Raw genomic sequence first — 22,957 nt, 5'->3', positions numbered from 1 at the left:
CACAGCATGATACCAACGAACAAAAAAAATGATCAAAATATTTTTGATGCAATCTGCCTGGGGACTCACCGTTGCTTGGGCAGCCGGTGCTCAAACTGACTACCATGTTTCGCCATCAGCCGGAATAAACGGCAAGGGAAGCCTTGACTCTCCTTTTAACTCCTTAGAGGCCGCTAACCAAAAAGGGGCAATGGTCAATAAAAATATGACTGATGACATTATTGGCCATCTGTATGGTGGTATTTACAGCCTGTCAAGTCCTGTCAGTTTTAAAAAAAATGACTTGGGCTTTAACGGCTACTCGGTCATTTCATCAAAGCGGCTGGCATTCAGGAACAATCCATAGCGGTGATTCCAGTTAAAGAAACTCATCGGATCGAATTGTATCCTGCTGAGTTTAGCGATATAGATCATTAAGTTTAATAATTAGATAAAGTGAATATGAGAAATTTATTAACCGTACTTATGATTACACTCTGGGCTACTGCCGCTTTTGCCCAGTACAGCCCCGAAGAAAACTTCGACAAGAACTGGCTCTTTTACAACGATGTAGCCGAGGGAGCAGAACAGTCAAATTTTGATGATTCGAATTGGCGAAAGTTAAGTTTGCCGCACGACTGGGCCATTGAAGGGCCATTCGATATGAAGTACGATTGCCGGATGGGGGCGCTTCCTGTTCATGGCACGGGCTGGTATCGAAAGCATTTTGCAATGCCGGCCACTGCAAAAGACAAAGTGGTGCGCATTGAGTTTGAAGGTGCCATGTACAACTCCGTGGTTTGGGTAAACGGGCACGAAGTGGGACACCGCCCGTATGGCTATATCGGGTTTGAGTTCGATATCAGCAAATACCTGAAGTATGATGGTTCGGACAATGTGGTGGCGGTGCGCCTTACACCCGAAGATTACTCTTCGCGGTGGTATCCCGGTGCAGGACTGTACCGATCGGTATGGCTGAAGGTGGACGAGCCGGTGTATGTTGATCTTTGGGGAACCTACATCACTACACCTACCGCGACCGAAGCAAAAGGAGTGGTGCAGCACGAAACAACGATTGTGAACAAATCGGGCGAAAGCAAAACCATTAAAGTGAAACATGAGTATATCGATGCAGCCGGAAAAAGTGTTGCCACTGCTTCGGACGAAATTACCATCCCTGCAGGCGAAAAAGGCTGGTCGGGCGTGTTTACAAACATTCTGAAACCTGCCTTGTGGAATGTGTATCAACCTAATATATACAAGGCAATTACTACCATTTCGGAAGGCGACAAAGTCATGGATACCTATAAAAGCACATTTGGGATCCGGCACATTACCTACGATGCCAATGGTTTTTTCATCAACCGCAAGCAGGTTCGTTTCAATGGCGTTAACCTGCACCACGACAACGGCGCCCTGGGAGCGGCGGTTTACAAACGTGCCGACGAGCGCAAATTGGAAATCATGAAAGACATGGGCGTGAATGCCATCCGGTGCAGTCACAACCCACCCTCGCGCGAGTTTTTGGAGGTTTGCGATGCCATGGGTATTCTGGTAATCGACGAGGCGTATGATGTTTGGAGAATCGAAAAAGTGAAAAACGGCTACAACAAGTTTTTCGACCAATGGTGGGAGCGCGACCTGGGTGATATGGTACTGCGCGACCGCAGCCATCCATCAGTGATCATGTGGAGCATTGGCAACGAGATTCTGGAACAGCATAAACCCACCATTGGCTGGAAAATGGCCAAAGAACTGAATGCCACCGTGAAGAAACTGGATGCCTCGCGACCAACAACCGCAGGTTTCAACTCGTTTCCAGCTGCTTATGATTTTAATATGGTGCAGCAGGTAGATATTGCCGGAGCCAATTACAAGCCGGTGAAATATAGTTGGTTCTCTGAGAATTATCCTGATGTGCCACTGTACGGATCGGAGACCTCGGGTGTGGCCAGCAGTCGCGGGGTATACCACTATCCGGTTGATAAATACGAGAAACACCAATCATTGCAGGTTACGAGTTACGATATTGTTGGCCCGCCATGGGTTTACCCGCCCGATGTTGAATTCCATTTCCAAAAAGAAAACCCGCGTATTTTAGGCGAATTTATTTGGACCGGTTTCGATTATCTGGGAGAAACTAGTCCGTATGGCGGATTGGACAATATCGACAATAGCGACCACTGGAACAGCGATTATCCCTCACGAAGCTCTTATTTTGGGGCAGTCGATTTAGCCGGATTTCCCAAAGATCGTTTCTATAACTACCAGGCGCAGTGGACTACCGAGCCCATGATTCACCTAATGCCACATTGGAACCTGGCCGACAAAAACTCGGGTTGCGACATAAAAACTGGCGACATTGTGCCGGTTTATTGCTACACCAATTGCGACGAAGCAGAGTTGTTCGTGAACGGCAAATCAGTTGGTCGCAAAGTGAAAGGGAAGGACAAAACCAGCTTGATTGTCGATTTTCTTCGCTACGAACCCAAAACCTTCGATTCGCCCAACATCCTTAGCTGGGATGTGCCGTACCAGCCGGGAGCCATTAAAGTAGTGGGCTACAAAAACGGAAAAGCACTGGCTGACAAAGAAATCAAAACTGCCGGAAAACCTGCCAAGGTCGTACTGTCGGTTGATCGAGATACGATTGTTGCCGATGGGAAAGATTTAGCCTATGTGACCGTACGAATTGAAGATAAAGATGGAAATTTCTGTCCGCTGGCTGATAATCAGGTCAACTTCGAAGTTTCAGGTGCCGGTAAAATTGTGGGGGTCGACAATGGTAGCTCAATTTCTTTGGAGTCGTTTAAGGACAACAAACGCAAAGCCTTTAACGGACTGGCGCTAGTGATCCTAAACTCAAACGATGGGGCAGCAGGCGCTCTTAAACTCGTCGCCAAGTCAAAGGGATTGCAAAGCGACGCAATTGAGGTGACAACTCGGTAGTAAACGATTTTTACTTCAGGGAAAAGGACTTCTGCCAAAAAAATCGCATACAAATAAGCCAACGATTGCCAGGAACATGGACTAAAAATTAAGTCTGTATTCCTGGCATTTTAATTGGTGTGATGCAAATTGAATTAGATCTGTGAGAGTCGATTCAACGATTTGCAAGTGCCGTTGGATTGTTTTGGGTCGACGTAACATTATGAAATACAATGATGGAAATAAACAATCTCAGTTTAGCCTGCAAGATTGGTGGGATAGGAGGGACTGCCTGTCGGGTACAATTAGTGATTAAACGGCACTACTAAAATTTCTTCCAGACTCAGGTTCACGCGTTCTTTTCCCTTAGACTTAAACAGAGCTGTAAAGGAGCTGTTCCCGTCCAAATGCTTTTGGGTGAATGCACGGAGGGAATCCTGGTTGGTAAAAAACTCCACCGTAGCCATCACACCAATATCGTGGTTCGAGAAAAAGAAAAATTGCTCGGTGTTGTTTGGTCCCGGAACCCGCGAAACCAAGGCATAGTCTAACTCGGTGTCGTTTTGAGACATGGCAAACGTTTCCGCTGGTAGCTGTTCGTTTCCGAGAAAGTGAATTTGATTATCCAGTATTTTAAATTTCGTGTTGGCCTCGTTAAATAAGTACGTGAAATCTTTCTGATCCTTAAAGCGGCCAATATAAATGATGTTGCCTTTTTTTATGTCGCTAAAAGTCGACTGTGTCGCATATTTTATCTCAAAATCGTTGTCCCATCGGGTAAAAAAACGGGCCAAATCGTGTGTGGCGTTTTCTGCCATACGAGTTGAATAATTGTAGTCTGTTGGGACCGTGATCGACTTCAACTCTGGCTTTTTCTCCAGCATTTCGTAGTATTCATCCAAACTGTTGATACTGAAATCACGAGTCCAGCCGTTCAACCCTGAAACCGTATGCCCTCCATAGCCGAACGCATCGCCAACAAATAAATAGGTTTGTTGCTTATTGTTGAAGAAATTTTTCCAAATAAGAGGTTTTCGGTGAGGAAAGTGGTTGACTACCGTTATTGATAATGCCAGAAAAGCCAACATCCAGGGCAAAACTTGCTTCCGGTCAGATTTCGGAAACTTTCGGAGTTTAAATTCTGTTTTTTCAAAAGTAACCCCGTATTGGCCCTTTTCAATTTTTATTTGCCAGGGATCATTGGCTCCTTCCTGTTCGTAGTAACTTGCAAGCTTCTTCCTCAAGTTATAGATGTTCACCCTTACCCGGGGATTATTGTTCTCGTCTTCTGGCTTGGCGCCAAAAAACTCTATGTCAATAATCCCTTCTTTCAGGGAGCGCTCTTCCAGATTTGCCTGAACTAAATAGCGAAGAATGGCAATGCTCGTTGGGGCATTTTTCAGCGTATCACTAGCTATGATTCGTTCGGTAATTTCTAGTTTTTTCTCTGTTGAAAGCATTCCGTTTTATTCATTTGTTTATTTCGGGGGGTGTTTTTCTAATTCAATGAAATTTTGCCCCTTATCCCGGTCGTTAAAACCGTTATAGCTACCGTTAAAGCAGCGTTAAAGTTACATATTTAAATCCGTTGTCGCTACTTTTCGTCCCGAAACGAATAACCTGATAAACCTGGCAAGAATGAAAAATATCAAGCTATACTACTTTCTGCTGACTGCTCTTATGTTTCCTTACATGACTGGGAATGCACAAAGCGTGTCAAATATTACCACTCAAATTGAATACTTATCCGGAACCGACAAAGATCATTTGGTGGAATGGGATTTTTTCTGCTCCGATGGCCGTATGAGTGGCGAATGGACTAAAATTGGTGTTCCTTCGTGCTGGGAACAGCAAGGTTTCGGTACCTATAATTACGGCAGCGACAAACTGGAAGAACAGTCCAACGAATACGGACTTTACAAATACAAATTTCAGGTTCCGGCCGACTGGAAAAGCCGCGACGTAAAAATTGTATTTGAAGGGGTGATGACCGATGCCGAGGTGAAGACCAACGGAAAGTTGGCGGGCGAAATTCATCAAGGAGCGTTTTACGAATTTAAATACACCATTACCGATAAACTGAAATTCGGTGCTGAAAACCTGCTCGAGGTGAAAGTGAACAAAGTATCGGCCAATCAATCGGTGAACCACGCCGAGCGCGAAGCCGATTTCTGGATTTTTGGCGGAATCTATCGCCCGGTTTATCTAACTTCCTCACCTAAAGACAACATCGACCGTTTGGCTATTGATGCCAAAGCGGATGGTCGGATTACTGCCGATGTTTTTATTGACACCCAAATAGGCGATCAGATTTCACTTTCACTTTTTGATCTGAAAGGAAATAAAGTTCAGGATCTCAAAATAGACAAACTGGAGAAAGAAACTCGCAAATGGAATGTTTCGGCTCAGGCAATCGATATTCTCAGCTGGAATCCCGAAAAGCCAAATCTGTATGTGTTGCGATTCAGTTTGCTAGATCGAAAAGGATCCGTACTTCATCAAGTAGACCAGCGAATCGGTTTCCGAACAGTTGAAGTGCTTGAAGGTGACGGTGTTTATGTAAACGGCGAGCGGATCAAATTTAAAGGCGTCAATCGCCATGCGTTCTATCCCACATCAGGCCGCACTACTTCAAAAGCCATCAGCATTGAGCATGTTGAAATGATGAAAGACATGAACATGAACGCAGTGCGCATGAGCCACTATCCTCCTGACGTTCACTTTCTGGATGTTTGCGACTCGCTTGGGCTTTTTGTAATTGATGAGGTTTGCACTTGGCACAACCCCATGTTGGATACCGAGGTCGCCCGCAAAATTGTAAAAGAAACCGTGGTGCGCGATGTAAATCACCCGTCAATTTTACTGTGGGCCAATGGCAACGAACAGGGCTGGAATCCGGAAGTGGATGATGATTACGCCATGTGGGACATCCAAAAACGCGAAGTACTTCACCCCTGGAGTATTTTCAAGAAAACCAACACCATTCACTACAGCAAGTATCATTCGTTGGTAAATGATGCCTATTCAAAAGAAAAAATATTGTTTCCAACCGAGTTTCTGCATGGTTTGTATGATGGTGGACATGGTGCCGGACTGGAGGACTACTGGGAGAAAATGTGGCGTCTGCCCTTGAGCGCAGGCGGTTTTTTATGGGATTTCGCTGATGAGGGGGTTGCGCGAACTGATCGCAATGGCGAGATTGATTTGCAGGGCAACAAAGCTGCCGACGGCATTGTGGGCCCTTATGGCGAGAAAGAGGCCAGCTATTTCACCATCAAGGAAATCTGGTCGCCAATTTACATCGAAGATCGCTTTATTACCCCCGACTTTAACGGCATTTTCAGAATTGAAAACCGCTACCACTATACCAATTTGGGTGATTGTAAAATGACAGCCAGATGGTTGACGTTTGATGGCCCTGAGGGGAGTGGAAAGTCCACAATCCTTGCTGAAAGTGAAGTTAGTTTACCTGATTTAGCTCCATCTGAAAAAGGAAAATTCACAGTCGCCATACCGCAAAACTGGCAATCGGCTGATGTGCTACATCTCACCGCGACCGATCCGCATGGCAAAGAAATTTTTACCTGGTCGTACCCGGCTTCAACGCCTAAGCAGTTGAATGTTAAGGATGTCGATAATAGTGGAAGTGGAACTGTTACCGTTGAAACACAAGATAAAATCATAACTGTTGAAGCCAATGGCATGACTTACATTTTTGCTGAAGAAAACGGTTTGCTTCAGCAAGTAAAAAAAGGTAACACGATAATTCCGCTCAACAACGGCCCGATCATTCTCAATCAAAAAGATAAAATCAAAAGTGTAACGGTGAATCAGACAGGCGAAAATGTGGAAATCCTGGCCACTTTCGAAGAGTCGGTTTGGTCGCCGGGCTGGTCAACCGTGAAAGAAACGCGCTCCGATATTATTCGGTGGACGGTTCACTCGAATGGTTTACTCGATCTGAAAGTGGAATTGAAAGGTTTCAGAAACCTGAAAGGCTATCGTGGAATCACGTTCTCATTTCCCGAAAGCGAGGTAGCGGGCATGAAGTGGCTGGGCGATGGCCCTTACCGCGTTTGGCGCAACCGGATGAAAGGCACACGTTTCCAGGTTTGGGAGAATGATTACAACAACACCGTTACCGGCGAATCGGGCTTTGTTTACCCTGAGTTTAAGGGCTTTTTCTCAAGCCTCTATTGGTCGAAAGTGAAGGGAAAAAACGACAACGGTTTCACTGTGTATTGCCGAACACCGCACACTTATTTAAGGATGCTGACTCCGGCGAAACCGGCCGAAGACAAGAACGGAAGGCTACATCCGCAGTTTCCGCAGGGCGATATCTCGTTTGTGATGAACATCCCGGGCATCGGGACCAAGTTTCAGGATCCGGAAACCATGGGGCCACACGGAAACACGGAGCACTATTTCGGGAACGATGACAAGCCGATTGTGTTGGATTTAACTTTTGAATTCTGATGAAAATGGAGGTAGAACAACGAAAAATACAGAATACGAGGACAGATTTCATATCTGAAGTAAAATTACTCTTTTTTCCGTGCCTTCCGTGCCTGCTGTGGTTGTTTCTCATTTTCGAACAACGGAAAAAACAGAATACACGGATTGTATTTTTCAACAACAGAAAACTATTGGCTGTTATTCCGCGGCTTCCGTGCCTTCTGTGGTTGTTTCTCATTTTCGAACAACGGAAAAAACGGAATACACGGATTGTATTTTTCAACAACAGAAAACTATTGGCTGTTATTCCGCGGCTTCCGAGTCTTCTGTGGTTGTTTCTCATTTTCGAACAACGGAAAAAACGGAATACACGGATTGTATTTTTCAACAACAGAAAACTATTGGCTGTTATTCCGCGGCTTCCGTGCCTTCTGTGGTTGTTTTTCTTTTTCGGACAACGGAAAAAACGGAATACACGGATTGTATTTTTCAACAACAGAAAACTATTGGCTGTTATTCCGCGGCTTCCGTGCCATTCGTGGTTGAGCGTTTTGCTCTTGTGGAACCCGGGGAGAATGCCCAAAATTATTGTATATAAAAAATAATTATTATAGCTATAACCAGAAGTGGTAACTTGACGTGAGTAATTTAAATATCAAGACTATGGAGTTAATTCACGCCGACGAAGCATACAGAATCAGAGGAGCAATCTTCGAAGTTTACAAAGAAGTAGGTTGTGGCTTTCTGGAAGCAGTTTATCAAGAGTGTTTGGAAATAGAGTTTGGGTTACAGGGCATTCCCTTTAGTTCGCAAGTTTTGCTCGATTTGGAATACAAAGGGCAACAGCTAGAGAAGGTCTATAAGCCGGATTTTATCTGTTACGACAAAATAATTGTCGAGATAAAGGCGGTAAAAGAGCTTACCAACGAACATCAGGCACAGGTGCTCAACTACTTAAAAGCAACGAGGATGGAACTAGGATTGCTCGTAAATTTTGGTTCCTATCCGATGGCTGAAATAAAACGATTGATTTGGAAATATAAATGACAATATGGTATTGTTAATCCGGAACATGAATATTAGGAATGGATTGCTTTGTTCCGTGTCTTTCGCTATTTCCGTTGTTAAAAAAAAAATTACTGAAATAAAATATAAGAATGAAAACATTGATCGCAACTTTTTTAATGATCCTTATCGGACTGACAAATGTTGTCATCGCCCAAAATACGACCACCATAAACTACCTTTCGGGCACCGATAAAGACCACATCGTACAATGGGATTTTTTCTGTTCTGATGGTATGCAAAGCGGGAAGTGGAAAAAGATTGCCGTCCCGTCGTGCTGGGAATTGCAGGGATTCGGGAACTATAACTATGGCCACGATGAAAAGTTCGGAGGAAAGATTTCAAACGAATATGGGCTGTATAAACACCAGTTTCATGTTCCGGTCACATGGAAAGAAAAGGAAGTGAAAATCGTGTTTGAAGGGGTGATGACCGATTGCGAGGTGAAAGTCAACGGAAAACTTGCCGGAGCCATTCATCAGGGCGCTTTTTACGAATTCAACTACAACATCACCAAACTGCTCAAATTCGGAGCCGAAAACCTGCTTGAAGTGAAAGTGAACAAAGAGTCAAGCAATTCATCTATCAATGCTGCCGAACGCAGAGCCGATTACTGGATTTTTGGTGGAATTTACCGTCCGGTTTACCTGGAGGTTTTGCCCAAAGAGCATATCAGTCGCATTGCTATTGATGCACAGGCTTCTGGCGATATCAAGACCGATATTTTCATTTCTTCATCCAACGCGGCTTCAGCTAAGCTAACGCTGGCTGATTTGGAAGGTAACAAATTGCAAAACCTGAAAACGGATAACATCCGGATAGCAGAAGGTAAAATTTCCCTTTCGGCCAAGGCTTTGGGCATTAAAACCTGGAATCCTGAAAAACCAAACTTATATCTACTTCAGGTTGAGTTGCTTGATAAAAATGGCAAAACGCTGCACGAAATTTCTAAGCGCATTGGATTTCGCACGGTTGAGATCCGCGAGAGTGATGGCATCTATGTTAACAATACCAGGATAAAGTTCAAAGGGGTGAACCGACATTCTTTTCATCCTGAATCGGGCCGCACCACCTCCAAAGCTTTGAGCATAGAGCATGTAAAAATGATGAAAGAGATGAACATGAATGCCGTGCGCATGAGCCATTATCCACCCGATGCTCACTTTCTGGAAGTTTGCGATTCGCTCGGATTGTTTGTGATTGATGAACTTTGCACCTGGCATGTGCCTTATCTCGACACCGAAGCTGGCAAAAAACTGATTCAGGAGCTCATCGTTCGTGATGTAAACCACCCGTCGATTGTGCTTTGGGCCAACGGAAACGAAACCGGCTGGAACCTTAAATTGGATGACGAATTTGCCAGGTGGGACATCCAGCAGCGCGAAGTCATTCACCCATGGAATGTGTTCCGAAAGACCAATACCATGCACTATCCGGATTATTATAAGTTTGCCTTCGACTCGCCCAGCAAAGACAAAATCTATTTCCCCACCGAGTTTTTGCACGGTTTGTACGATGGTGGTCATGGTGCCGGCTTGGACGATTATTGGAAGCTGATGTGGGAAATGCCACTGGCAGCAGGCGGATTTCTATGGGATTTTGCCGATGAAGGGGTGGTGCGCACCGACAAAGGTGGCATCATCGACACCGATGGAAACCATGGTGCTGATGGCATAGTTGGCCCATACGGCGAGAAGGAAGCGAGTTTTTTCACCATCAAGGAAATTTGGTCGCCCGTTCACATTCCGGTGCGCTACGTCCGAAGTGATTTCTCCGGTGTTTTTCAAGTTGAAAACCGCTACCATTTCACCAACCTGAACGAATGCACGATGACCGCCAACTGGGTTCGGTTCGATGGACCAAATGGCTCTGCCGATTATACCGTGATGGAGAAACGCCAGGTGAAATTGCCAGCATTGGCTCCCGGTGAGAAAGGCAATTTCAGTGTCGATAAAGCGGCCAACTGGAGCACAGCCGATGCACTTTACCTCACGGCCACCGACCCACACGGGATGGAGATTTTCACCTGGAGCTACCCGGTGAAATTGCCAGAACAGCTCAATCGCGACAAAATTAATTTCAGTAAAGAGGGAAGCCTGAAGGTTGAAAAATCAGAAGAAACCATCACGATAAAAGCAGGCAGTCTGACGTATCAATTTTTTGCCAAAACCGGACTTTTAAAAGAAGTATTGAAAAATGGGGTGTTGATTCCGTTACACGAAGGACCTGTTTTCCTGGGCAACAAAACCAATTTGGAAGAGGTCAAACTATCTTCGACCGAACAAAAAGTTGAAATAACCGGCTTGTTCAAGAAAAGCAAAAAGTACTACGATTGGGCTGACAATACGGAGATGACGCAGGATTTCTTCACATGGACCGTTTATCCCGATGGTTTGCTGGATCTGAAGGTTGAATTGAAAAATCAGAAAATTGTTGAAGGCTACATGGGCATCACTTTTTCATTCCCCGAAAACGAGGTACAAGGCATGAAATGGCTGGGTGACGGGCCATATCGTGTGTGGCGCAACCGGATGAAGGGAACTCAGTTCAGGGTTTGGGAAAACGACTACAATAACACCGTTACGGGCGATTCGGGTTTTGTTTATCCCGAGTTTAAAGGATTTTATTCGAGGATCAACTGGCTGAAGCTGAACGGTAAAAACAACAACGGCTTCACGGTGTATTGCCATTCCGACCTCACTTTTTTGCGCATGCTCACCCCCCCAACAACCAGCCGATCCGGGCAAGGGGGCAGCAGTTACTGATTTCCCCAAAGGCGACATCTCGTTTGTGAAAAGCATCCCCGCCATGGGAACCAAGTTTATGGAGGCTACAGAATCGGGGCCGCAAGGGAAAAACAAAGCTTATTATGGCAACGTAGACGAACCAATCAAAATCGACTTAACGTTTGAATTTTAAAAACACGATACCATGAAATCAATAACTCAGTTTTTTCTATTCCTGTTTATTTCGCTCAATGCGTTCGGAAAGGAATACCATGTAAACGGAAATGCTTTGAACCCGGGCAATGGCTCGGCCGACAAACCGTTCAAAACCATCGCGCAAGCGGCAAATGTCATGGAGAAAGGAGATATTTGCTTTATTCACGCCGGAACTTATCGCGAAACCATTGTGCCAAAGAACTCTGGTACAAGCTCAAAACCAATTACATTCACCGGTTTCGAGAATGATGTGGTAATTGTTTCGGCTACCGAACCAGTTACCGGCTGGCAAAAACACTCCGGAAATATCTATAAGAAAAGCGGTATCAAGCTTGACATGGGCGATGGAAACAATGTTTTTTGCAATTCACAAAAGATGCAAATTGCCCGTTGGCCAAACGACTCGGATAACAACGAGTATTCGTTGGATGCCAAGTACATAGATCAAACGAAAGGAACCTGGTCGATGTCGTACATAAGTAACAACGAAATTCCAAACATAGATTGGACAGGTGGAATCATTCATTACCTCGGCGCTCATAGCGGATGCAGTTGGGAACGCACCATTACCGATTATAATAAAGATTTGAATCGGATTCATTTTGACACATTGCCCGACCATTGGCCTTTTGGCGATACGCATTCGCCCTTTCGATTTGAAAATAGCCATCGTGGAATTTTTTACCTGATGAACAAATTGGAAGCTCTTGATGCTCCTAACGAATGGTTCTACGATGCTAAAAACAAGGAGCTTTATTTTTATGCTCCTGAAGGAAAAAATCCGAATAACGAACTGGTGGAAGTTTCAGCACGCAGCCAGACTGCCGAAATTAAGGCTGATCATATTCGATTGAACAGACTCAATTTTTTTGGTGGCATGGTCACTATTAAAGGGAATTTCAATGAGATAACCAACTGCATGGTAAAACATGGTGCCGAAAGATTAATTACCAATTTGAAAGGTGCAGCTCTCAATGATGCGGCTGTACAGGTTCTTGCCGGCAATCATAACCGGATCGAGAAATGCGTATTGGAAAATGGGACGATAAATGGCTTGTATCTAAGCAAGGAATCGGAAGATAATCTGGTGCAAAATTGTATCGTACAATATTTTAATACCAGCGGAATACATGCTCAACTTTTAAACAGTGCTGGTGCACGAAATAGAATTCTTAAAAATTCTTTTTACGGTTCGGCTCGCGATGGTGTTAAAGTTACTGGTAACGATAGTGAATTCGGATACAATCATGTTCAAAAGTGTTTGATATCTGGTGCCGATGGCGGACTGTTTTACGTCACCGGACGAAGCATTCCTGTTAATGTTGAGCTACATCATAACTGGTTTCACGATGCCTATGGTGCCGAACATGCCGGGAAAAAAGCGACCGGTATTTACCTCGACAATAACGCAGCCGGTTACATTGTGCACCACAATGTAGTTTGGGACGTAGAATGGGGCGGACTCCATTTCAACTGGAATGCCCTGAAAAATGAAATCTACAACAATACTTTCTGGAATGTGGGTGTCCCGGAGCAATCTGTCATTGATAGTTGGGTGCCGGTAAGAAATAACGAACGGTTTAATGTAAGAGACAATACGCTATACAACAACATTTCGGATGTTCGTCCCTGGTGGCATTCGGGAGACGGAACTAAATTCCGGGTCGACGAGAAAGAATTTATGGGCGACGAGGCCGACAACGATTTCCAATACAACGAGCAGTTTGCCGAAGTTCCGTTTTCCATAGATGCTGCAAACCGCTTTGCCCCCATGGCCGGATCACCGCTGATAGACAAAGGAGTTGTGGTGAAAGGAATTACCGATGGGTTCAACGGCAGCGCTCCCGACCTGGGAGCTTACGAAGTTGGCGGCGAATACTGGGTGCCCGGAGTCTATTGGAAACCGGAAGGATTTGCATGGAAAGTAGGAAGCGATTATCTGAAGGCGGGCATTTCCCTGAAAATGCACCTGCAAAAGGAATAATTACTCCCCCGTAAAAAAGCAGATTTGAAGGTACTTTCATACCATAACTAAATCAGTGGATATCCTGTTCGGGAAAATCAATGTTTGTTGATTGCCGGCATGTTGATTCCATAAGAACCTAAAGGAGTGAAATAGATGAAAATTACAATTACAATACTTTTCGCTTTGGGGATGCTGATCGTTCAAGCTCAGCAAGCCCAATGGCGTGGCCCAAATCGCGACGGGATTTACCCCGAAACTGATTTGCTGAAATCGTGGGGCGAAACCGGTCCTGCAAAACTGCTCACCATTGAAGGAATTGGCGATGGGTATTCTTCTGCTGTTGAATTCGAAAACCTCATTTATGTAACCGGGAAAATCGATTCGCTCGATTATTTGTCGGCCATCGACCAAAGTGGGAAAATACTCTGGCAAACCGCTTACGGGGCAGCCTGGACCAAATCGTACACGGCCAGCCGATGTACACCCACCATCGAAAACAACCGGGTGTATGTCATCAGCGGACAAGGGCGACTGGCTTGTATCGATGCTAAAACCGGTGGCGAAATCTGGGCACAGGAAGTCGACAAACAGTTTGCAGCCGATTACCATTTATTCGGTTTTGCCGAGTCGCCGCTGATTGTGGACAATCTGGTGATCAGCGTTCCCGGTGGCCCAAAAACTACGATGGTGGCCTTCAACAAAAACACTGGAGAGCTGGTATGGCAAAGCCAGCCGCTGAACCAAAAACGTTCTTATGCCGCTCCGGTTTTGTACGAGCACAAGGGCATCCGCCAGATTCTGGCTTTCACCTCGAAAGAATTAATTTCAGTGAATCCGGCAAACGGCGAACTGGTTTGGCACTATCCTTACTTCAAACATTCGGTGGAAAAAGGGGTGGAAGAAATCGGTATCAACATGACCAATACTCCCATCTACAAGGAAAACGAAATTTTCATCACCAGCGGCTACAACTGTCCATCGGTGATGTTAACCCTGGCGGCCGATGGCAAATCGGTAAGCGAAAAGTGGGTAAATCCGACCTTCGACTGCCATCATCACGGGGTGGTGCTGGTGGATGGTTACCTGTACGGGTCGAACTTTTACAGCAATGCCAAAGGCAAATGGGTTTGTGCCGACTGGAACACCGGAGAAATCATGTACCTCACCGACTATGAGAACAAAGGGGCAGTGATTTTTGCCGATGGAATGTTGTACGCATACATCGACAAAACCGGAACCGTGGCTCTGGTAGAACCCACGCCAAAAGGATTTGAGCCCGTGAGCGTTTTTAAAATGGAAGCAGGGAAAGGCCCGCATTGGGCGCACCCATCCATATACAATGGCAAGCTCTTTATCCGCCACGGCGAGGCGTTGGAAGTTTTCACCCTTAAAATGTAGTAAAAAAGGAAGGAATTATGCGAAAATTGTCGCCTGGTACAAACTACAACAACAGGTAATATATAATCTCTTGGAATTCCGTGTGGGATTCAAAACACATTAATTTTAAAATATACGAGTGAAAACAATATTTAAAATCCATCCCATTTTAGTTAAGCCAGTGCTATTTATTCTTTTTTTCTGGGGTTTGGCAACAGTAGGCACAGCACAAGTACTAACGCTGCAAAATGTGAATGGCACTGACAATCCGGTGCATGGAAACAATGTAGGAAGCATTGCCCGAACAGACACTCTTTTTGTTAAAGGAACCTACACTGCCGAGAACATCGTTTCGGTTCATCTTAAATTATTGACTTACCAAAAAAGTCCTTACACGTTGCTGTTGTCTCATGAGTTGGTCATCAATCAAAGCGCTGACCTCACCGGCATTTTGGATACTTTTTTGGTCGTTCCAGCTGATTATATGTTGGGCAATAATCCCGATAATTCGCAGTTTGTTCAGGTCAGGGCGGCGTACACCGACAACAGCATTTTTGCCAATCTCTATCTCACGGTTACCGACCTACCTGCCCCGCACCAAACCCTTGTTGACTTTGATGAAGTGTATGAATCAGCAAGCGGGACAAGCCTGGTGAGTAAAATCAATACGGCCCTGTCAGCCATGGAAATGGGTGATACCCTGTTGTTTAATAGTGTGGATTATGATTTTGAAGGCGCTTCTTTTAACGTATCTAAGGCAGTCTGTATTTCCGGAAAAATGCCTGTAACCATTACTTCGGAAAGAATGGGAGCCTATGAAGTAGGTACCGTTTTTAAAAACCTGAATAGTCTTAAAATTCAGTCGGGAAATGTAACGGTGGCCAATATCGAATTAAGTGCTGATGAATCAACCGGATACGTGTTTACACGTGTTTCTCATGCAACGGATGGAGGGCTCTACTACAGCGGAATCAGTTTTAAGAATGTGGTGTTCAGAAATGGCCAGGTACAGTGTTTTGGCGGAAATGGAGCCAATGTCGATTTTACCAACGTTTCCTTCATCAATTTTACCGGAGGAGGATACTATTTGAACAGAAGTGAAAGCATTGACTCGGCACCCTTTTTCTCAATGAAAAAATGTTTTTTCCAGCCGGATTTCAATGCTGAGGGTATCTTTAATGTACGCGCCATTTCACTCGATGCCGGAAATACTGAGTATCCGGTCGTTTGGAATCAAAACAATAGCACTATCGACAGCTGCTTGATGGATGGCACCGGGCTGGGCATTTCGTCGAAATGTTCGTATGTAAATGTGACCAATTGCCATTTTAAAGGGTATAGTCTATATGTGGATATGATCCATATTGAAGAATTCGGGCACCATTTTCTGATTGACGGCAATACCTTTGAGCATATCACTCCGGCCCGAGGTATCAATATCGACCGCGAAATTCAGCAGTGCCACGACATCACCATCACCAACAACAAATGGATTGGCCAATACGGATGGATTATCTCCTCCCATTCGCCTTATAATCTGGTGTTTGAGAATAACGATTTTACTGAAGCGTGGGCCAAGAGTACGGATGATAAGACCATTGATCTGACCTATGATCACGGAGAGGAGATCCAATTCGCCGAGTATGATCTCCCAACAAACAACATTCAGTTCCGGAATAACACCGGGCTTGATAACGGGAAACATGGCGTCTTTGCCTACAAGGCGCTCGACGGCGATGAAACGATCGAGATTGAATATCCTTCAGATAAAATACAAATAACGACTATCACAGAAGCACCAAAGTCGATTGTCAGCAACTCGTTGTATTATCGGATTAGAAATAAACTCACCGGCGAATACCTGCACACCGTTTCCGGTCAGTCGAAGCTGGAACTTTCCCCTGAAACGAAAACCGACAGCTCGGATGTATGGGAGTTTACGTTTGAATATCCGTATTTCTATTACCTGAAAAACAGGGGAACAAAAAACTACATGGAAGTTTACCGGAGCTATACCATGGGGGATTACAACAATGATACACAAGAGCAACTATTTGTTGAACAAACCGATTTTTTCAATGAAAAAGCCGAAAAACCTCGTTGGTACTTGCGGAAATATGAAATAGACGGTTCAACCTATTATGAAATTTTACCCGGAGGAAATGAGCGGAAATCGAGGAATGTGCAGGTTGGACAATATATGGAGCTCGAGTTTGCGAAAATCGAAAACAAGGGACAGCTGGATCCCGAAGATGACAGTTTGTGGGAGTTGGTTCCGGTCGGTTCTACTGTTGGAATCAACGATTTTGAAATAGGGGATTTAAAGGTGTATCCGAACCCCGCTTCGTCGAGATTAACCGTCGATTTCAGTGCTGTGAAAGAGCCCTTAAAATCGTTGCAGGTATATTCAGTCGGCGGAAAACTAATGTATTCCAGTGCATTGGCGGGGCAGGAGGGCTTGGTTACAATCGATGTTGCAGGGTTTCAAAAAGGCCTATATTTTCTGTCCATTGAATCTGGGAATAGGATATTGACAGACAAAATCTTGGTCAACTAACGACTGATCAGGCGAAAGAAATAAATCAATAAAACTTAACCACAAAATAAGCTATGAAGACATTTTTATATTTGTTGGGAGCAAGTCTGTTAGTCGCGTCCTGCCAACAAAACCAAAAATCAGAATCAGTAACGCAGGATGAATTCCCATTTTTAATTCCAGCTGAAAAGCCGAATAGACCGTTAAGCGCGGCAGTTGAACGCAATTATGATGCTTACGAAGCCATTCGACCCGAACAGACAGAACTGTACTCGCAGTTTAAATATACCGGGTTGAAGGGATTTGACTACAATGGGGGAGATGGTACCATCACCCGTCGCGATCCCTCGAAAGTGATTTTCGAAAACGGAAAATACTACGTTTGGTATACCGGCCGCAAATCGCCGGTACGTCCTGTTGGAATGGCTCGTGCAAAAGAGGCTACTGATGTCATCCCATCGGCCGACTGGGACTTGTCTGACATTTGGTATGCCACCAGCGAAGATGGTTTCACATGGGAAGAACAAGGTATTGCCGTGCCTCGTCCGCCCAAACCAGAACCGGGATGGCGTTCGGTAACCACTACGGATATATTGAAATTCAATGGAAAATACTATTTATATTTTCAGGCATTTATGGAGGCCAGCGGCCTGCGCGGCGATTTCTGTCCGGTTTCGGTTGCATGGGCCGATTCACCAGATGGCCCCTGGCATCACACGGGTAAAATCGTCATCCCCAACGGCCCCGAAGGTTCATGGGATCAATATTCCATTCACGATCCCTATCCGTTGGTACACGATGGTAAAATCTACCTATACTACAAAGGCGATTTTGACAAACGCGAAGAGTTGAAGCCTTCAAAAATTCGGATGCAGGGACTGGCGATTGCAGAAGATCCGCTTGGGCCATTCGTGAAACACCCGCTCAACCCGGTCATCAATTCAGGGCATGAAACTACTTTGTTTCCCTTCCGCGAAGGGGTTGCGGCCATCGTTCAGCGCGACGGACAGGAGCATAACACCATCCAGTATGCTAAAGATTGGGTGAACTTCGAAATCGCATCCATCACCGAACTTCTTCCTGTTGCTGCGGGGCCTTTTGTGCCCGACGCCTTTACCGATACCAAAGACGGACGTGGCATCACCTGGGGCATTTCGCACATTATTAATGCCGATGGCAAGTGGAACCACACCATTCTCGTGCGCTTTGATTGCGATCTGAGTCAGGATGTGGATGATCCCGACATGAAAGAGCATCACTACAACTATAGCCCCGAGTTTCACTACACACACAGGCTAAACGCCAAACAGACGGAGCGGATTCGGCAACAAACGAACGCATTGAAAGGCACAGCTAATAACAAAAATTAGAATGGGCGCCTTTTCTCAAATTGGGTTCAAGAAACTTAGAATATCATTAACGACCTGTTAAAAATGAAACGTATCAACTATTTCTTTTTTCTTTTATTGTTCCTTCCGGTAGTTGCCCAAAGTCAAAACACAATCCATGTGTATTCGCTCGAAATTCCATGGGAACAGTCGGCCATATCCAAAGAAACCGAAAAGATTTACAGCATAACCGAGGCCATAAGCCAAGCTTCAGAAGGCGATTCAATTGTCATTCACAAAGGGATTTACCGAGAGAAGATTACAGTAACCAAAAACAATCTTAAGCTTGTAAACTATCAGAATGACTATGTATTGGTTTCGGGAGCCAATATTGTGACGAACTGGACAAAATCGACCGGAATGACTGAGGGCGTAATGGAAGCCGATATTTCAGGCTTGTCCATCGAAACGCCATTCACCCAGTTATTTGCCAATGGGGAAACACAGATGATGGCCCGGCACCCCAACAATGTTTCGGGTAATATGATGGAGCCCATGGACATGGATAATGGATATGCACTTTTAAGTAACGTTAAAAAAGATGCCGGCTCTTCGGGTACGGGCTACATCACTTTGGAAGAAACCACTATGCCCGATGTGGACTTAACAGGCGGGATTGCACGCGCACTTACCGGAAAAATGGCCGAGTACGTATTCGGAACCATTACGGCCAATTCGGGCAACAGCGTTTCGTTTACGCCACTAAACAACGGCGATTGGAAAAGTGATGATGCGATTACAACGACTAAGCACAAATTCAGCTGGGGATTTGTGATGCATAAAAACCTGATTGATTATCCCGGTGAATGGTTTGCCGACAATGGAACGCTTTACTATTTGCCCAAATCGGGTGAAAACATGGATTCGACCCGCATTGAAGTACAGGTTCGCGAGCGTGTTTTAGTATTGAGCAATAGTTCGGGTGTCACCATCAAAGGCATAAACTTTATTGCCGGAAATGTTGATATGCAAAATACCAGCAGCGCAACTATTGAGGGGTGTTCCATGCGGTACCTGTATCCGTTCTGGATTCCAACCGGCTACGGACAAGGTGAATCGGATAAAAAAGGAATATACCTGTATAACAGTTCCAATAATACGTTTAAAGATTGCCATATCGCGCACTCGTGGGGAAACATGGTTGCACTTAGCGGCGGCCAGCAGAACGCCTTCGAGAATTGCCGGATTGAAGATTTTGGATGGATCGGAATTTTTACATCGGGAATCCATATCAGTAAAAGCGACGATACCCAGATTAACAAATGTACTTTCGGCGATGCCGGGAGGTTCCAGATCAGGATCGATGGCGGTGATGCCAAAGTTACCATCATGGATTGCGATTTTTATGGCGCGATGAAAATTGGAGAAGATGCTGGCCCAATAGAAGCGACGAGTACAGGTAAAATAGGCTCGATCGACCTGAAAGGGAGTGTGATCGCTTATAACAAAGTACATGATGTTGTAGGAGTGCCGGTATCGAGCGGGAACTATATGCGGGTGAAAGCAACGGCCTTTTACATGGAAGATGTTGAAAACTACACCGCGCATCACAACCTGGTGTACAATATTAAACACAATGCTTACGATGGCCCGTATGATATTGAAAAAGTAGGTGAGTTTTTATACCTGGGGCCAAGGTACAACGCGATGCACGAACCGGTAAATTACTACAATAACACCATTTGGAATATCGATGAAAATATTGGCATCTGGAACATTGTGATTAGCAACTGGGCGGAACTAGGCATAGTACCACCCGACACTACGGGCCTAATCGAAAATGGCCATTTTGCCAACAATATCTTCATGAATGGGCCGGGCTACAGAATGAGCTATAACAGTCAGGTAATTACAAGCACCGGCGGACTGGTTTCGTGGGCAACAAGTCCGGCCGGTGCCAGCATCGAAACCGATGATTTCGAAACCTATACCAGCCATTGCGCTCAATGGGGATATCAATTCAACCCCCAAACGAATGCATCCTTCAATTTTTCGGATGCAGATATTAACTTTTTGGATGCGGCGAATGGTGATTTCACCTTGAAAACAGGTTCAGCTGCAATTGGTGCCGGAACCGTTTTGGATGGCATTACCAGTTCAGCAACTCCTGATTGTGGCGCGTTGGAAGGCGGCAACCGGGTGTTATATGCAGGCGCAACGCTATCCATTCCTCAATACAAAGAGGAGGGAACCAACTTTATTCCAGACACCGAATGGATAAAGTATGTTGACTTTCCGGCAGAGTTTTCGGACACAACAACGGTTTTTATGCTGAAGATTGCCTACAATGTGTTTTCAGAACGCGACATTGTTGTTTCCTTCCGTACTCCGGCTGATGTTTATCTCAGCCAGGGACGCCTTACCGTACCTGCAGGCCAGGATACAGTGTTGGTTACCGTAAAAACATCGCAAACGCAAGCAGTGGCGGATGATTATATTTTCTTGGCCGCAATTCGTCCAAAGGGAGGAAGTTGGAGTGAAAATATTTACACCCAAACCTTGACTTCAAATATTGTATCAACCGTGGTTACATCAACCAATATCGTTCAAGCGGCGGAGTACAAGGTGTATCCAAATCCGACCTCCGGAATTGTTTATATCCAGACCGAAGGAGAGAATTTGGGTTTATGCCCGGTTTCCATTTACTCGGTCAATGGTGGTCTGGTATTGCTGAAAAAAATTCAATTCGATAATAATCAATCATCGATAGACTTGTCAAGCCTGCCATCAGGAACCTATATCGTATCGGTTGGTCGTTTGGGAAATTCGATACTGCTGAAAACTGAATAAAAAAAACACACAATGAACAAATCAATCACAAACACATTTATTGCCTTCGTATTAGCGATACTAAGTAGCTGTACAGCTCAAGTCAACAGCGAAACAACGACGATCGAAAAACACTTTGAGCCGACCTAAGAATCGCTTTCCCAATACGAATGCCCTGTCTGGTTTCAGGATGCGAAATTCGGGATCTACACGCACTGGGGGATTTATTCCGTTCCAAAAGCAACCGGACAAAGCGATTGGTATGGTACCAATATGTACAACAGTTGGCACCCAAATCACAAGTTTCACTTAGAAACCTATGGCCCTTTGAATGAGTTCGGATACAAAGATTTTATTCCCATGTTTACGGCGGAAAAATTCAATGCGGATGAATGGGCCGATCTTTTTGTTGAAGCAGGGGCACAATTTGCCGGTCCTGCCGGTGAGCATGCCGATGGTTTTTCCATGTGGGATTCTGAGGTAAACCCATGGAATTCGGTTGATATGGGCCCTAAGCGCGATGTCGTGGCCGAAATGGAAAAAGCCATCCGTGCCCGTGGACTAAAATATGTCGTGAGCTTGCATCATTCATGGCTATGGGGATGGTTTCCAACTTGGAATGAAGGAACCGACTGTTACAATCCGGAACCAGGTTCACTCTATGGCGAAAGCCTTCCCGAATCGGCCTGGAAAGTGAAAGACTCTGAAGGATTTTATGCGGTTGATCCCATGCCAAGCAAAGAATTTGAGCGCGTTTGGCTGGAAAAAGTAAAAGAAGTCGTTGACGGTTATTCGCCAGATCTGCTCTGGTTTGATAACCGCATAAAAATACTCTCCGAAAGTGTTCGCCAGGAAATGATGGCCTATGCATACAACCATGCGGCAAAAAACAAACAAGACTTTGTACTGACTTTCAAGCGTCCTGATTTTCCGCTTGGAACAGGGACGGTAGACCTGGAACGTTCACGCATGCCGGAAATATATCCCGAACCATGGCTTACCGACAATTCCATCTCCCCAAAAACCTGGAGCTGGTCATCAAACATTGAACTTTACACCACCAACCGTTTAGTTGATGATCTGGTGGATATTGTAAGTAAAAACGGGTGTTTATTGCTTAATGTGGCACCTCATCCCGATGGTTTTATTCCGGATGAACAAAAAGAGCGTTTACGCGAAATGGGGAAATGGCTAAAACTTAATGGCGAAGCCATTTACGAAAGTCGCCCCTGGTTAATTTACGGCGAGGGCTCTACAAAAACGCTTACAGGTCATTTGGCCGACCAGAAGTTTGATGGATTTGGCGATGAAGACATCCGCTTCACAACCCGCGACGGGCAATTGTATGCAATTGCTTTGGGTTGGCCCGAAACGGGTATTCTACCCATTAAATCCCTCAGTTCAACGCTCTATAATGTGAAAATTAAATCGGTGGAGCTTATTGGTCACAGCGATACGCTTGAATGGGAACAAAACAAATCTGCTTTAGAAATCCAACTTCCTAAGGCTAAACCTTGTGAGTATGCCTTTGTGTTTAAAATTAATCGATAAA

General features: G+C 45.0%; 12 protein-coding genes and 1 pseudogene. 12 read left to right on the top strand and 1 reads right to left on the bottom strand.

Annotated features, from left to right (window positions below; translation table 11 throughout):
- Nucleotides 1-28: 28 nt before the first annotated feature.
- Both ABZD21_RS01720 and ABZD21_RS01715 read left to right on the top strand, forming a co-directional pair.
- A complete protein-coding gene (locus ABZD21_RS01720) occupies nt 29-346 on the top strand; it encodes a hypothetical protein (RefSeq protein WP_372772409.1) in 318 nt (105 codons plus the stop codon).
- 95 nt (nt 347-441) lie between these two features.
- On the top strand, nt 442-2,928 hold the full coding sequence (locus tag ABZD21_RS01715) for a glycoside hydrolase family 2 TIM barrel-domain containing protein (protein WP_372772407.1): 2,487 nt from the start codon (nt 442-444) through the stop codon (nt 2,926-2,928).
- Between the two features lie 284 nt (nt 2,929-3,212).
- On the opposite strand, the gene ABZD21_RS01710 is transcribed toward ABZD21_RS01715, so the two are convergent.
- Nucleotides 3,213-4,367, bottom strand: a complete 1,155-nt coding sequence (locus ABZD21_RS01710; protein ID WP_372772405.1) for a hypothetical protein — start codon at nt 4,365-4,367, stop codon at nt 3,213-3,215.
- Nucleotides 4,368-4,545: 178 nt separating this feature from the next.
- Between ABZD21_RS01710 and ABZD21_RS01705 the strand changes: the two genes are divergently transcribed.
- The 10 genes and pseudogenes from ABZD21_RS01705 (at nt 4,546) to ABZD21_RS01660 (ending at nt 22,956) form a co-directional block, all read left to right on the top strand.
- On the top strand, nt 4,546-7,383 hold the full coding sequence (locus ABZD21_RS01705) for a glycoside hydrolase family 2 TIM barrel-domain containing protein (protein WP_372772404.1): 2,838 nt from the start codon (nt 4,546-4,548) through the stop codon (nt 7,381-7,383).
- A gap of 642 nt (nt 7,384-8,025) precedes the next feature.
- Complete coding sequence (locus ABZD21_RS01700) at nt 8,026-8,409, top strand: GxxExxY protein (RefSeq protein WP_372772403.1); 384 nt, start codon at nt 8,026-8,028, stop codon at nt 8,407-8,409.
- A gap of 110 nt (nt 8,410-8,519) precedes the next feature.
- Nucleotides 8,520-11,192, top strand: a complete 2,673-nt coding sequence (locus tag ABZD21_RS01695) for a glycoside hydrolase family 2 TIM barrel-domain containing protein (protein WP_372772402.1) — start codon at nt 8,520-8,522, stop codon at nt 11,190-11,192.
- Nucleotides 11,193-11,358: 166 nt separating this feature from the next.
- Nucleotides 11,359-13,353: a right-handed parallel beta-helix repeat-containing protein gene (locus tag ABZD21_RS01690; protein ID WP_372772401.1), complete on the top strand. Its 1,995-nt coding sequence runs from the start codon at nt 11,359-11,361 to the stop codon at nt 13,351-13,353.
- A 135-nt stretch (nt 13,354-13,488) separates the two neighbouring features.
- A complete protein-coding gene (locus ABZD21_RS01685) occupies nt 13,489-14,733 on the top strand; it encodes a PQQ-binding-like beta-propeller repeat protein (RefSeq protein WP_372772400.1) in 1,245 nt (414 codons plus the stop codon).
- A gap of 118 nt (nt 14,734-14,851) precedes the next feature.
- A complete protein-coding gene (locus ABZD21_RS01680) occupies nt 14,852-17,269 on the top strand; it encodes a T9SS type A sorting domain-containing protein (protein WP_372772398.1) in 2,418 nt (805 codons plus the stop codon).
- A gap of 53 nt (nt 17,270-17,322) precedes the next feature.
- Nucleotides 17,323-18,618 carry a glycoside hydrolase family 117 protein gene (locus ABZD21_RS01675; RefSeq protein ID WP_372772397.1) on the top strand — a complete coding sequence of 432 codons (1,296 nt, stop codon included), beginning with the start codon at nt 17,323-17,325 and terminating at the stop codon, nt 18,616-18,618.
- A gap of 63 nt (nt 18,619-18,681) precedes the next feature.
- Nucleotides 18,682-21,426 carry a right-handed parallel beta-helix repeat-containing protein gene (locus tag ABZD21_RS01670; RefSeq protein ID WP_372772395.1) on the top strand — a complete coding sequence of 915 codons (2,745 nt, stop codon included), beginning with the start codon at nt 18,682-18,684 and terminating at the stop codon, nt 21,424-21,426.
- A gap of 141 nt (nt 21,427-21,567) precedes the next feature.
- A pseudogene (locus ABZD21_RS01665) lies at nt 21,568-22,602 on the top strand (alpha-L-fucosidase); the annotation flags it as partial.
- Complete coding sequence (locus ABZD21_RS01660) at nt 22,585-22,956, top strand: alpha-L-fucosidase C-terminal domain-containing protein (protein WP_372772498.1); 372 nt, start codon at nt 22,585-22,587, stop codon at nt 22,954-22,956. The pseudogene ABZD21_RS01665 and the gene ABZD21_RS01660, both read left to right, overlap by 18 nt.
- Nucleotide 22,957 lies beyond the last annotated feature (1 nt).

The sequence above is a fragment of the Mangrovibacterium sp. genome, from assembly GCF_041596335.1.
Lineage (GTDB): Bacteria > Bacteroidota > Bacteroidia > Bacteroidales > Prolixibacteraceae > Mangrovibacterium.
The sequence above is the reverse complement of the archived record's forward strand: the minus strand, read 5'-3'. Positions and strand labels throughout refer to the sequence as shown.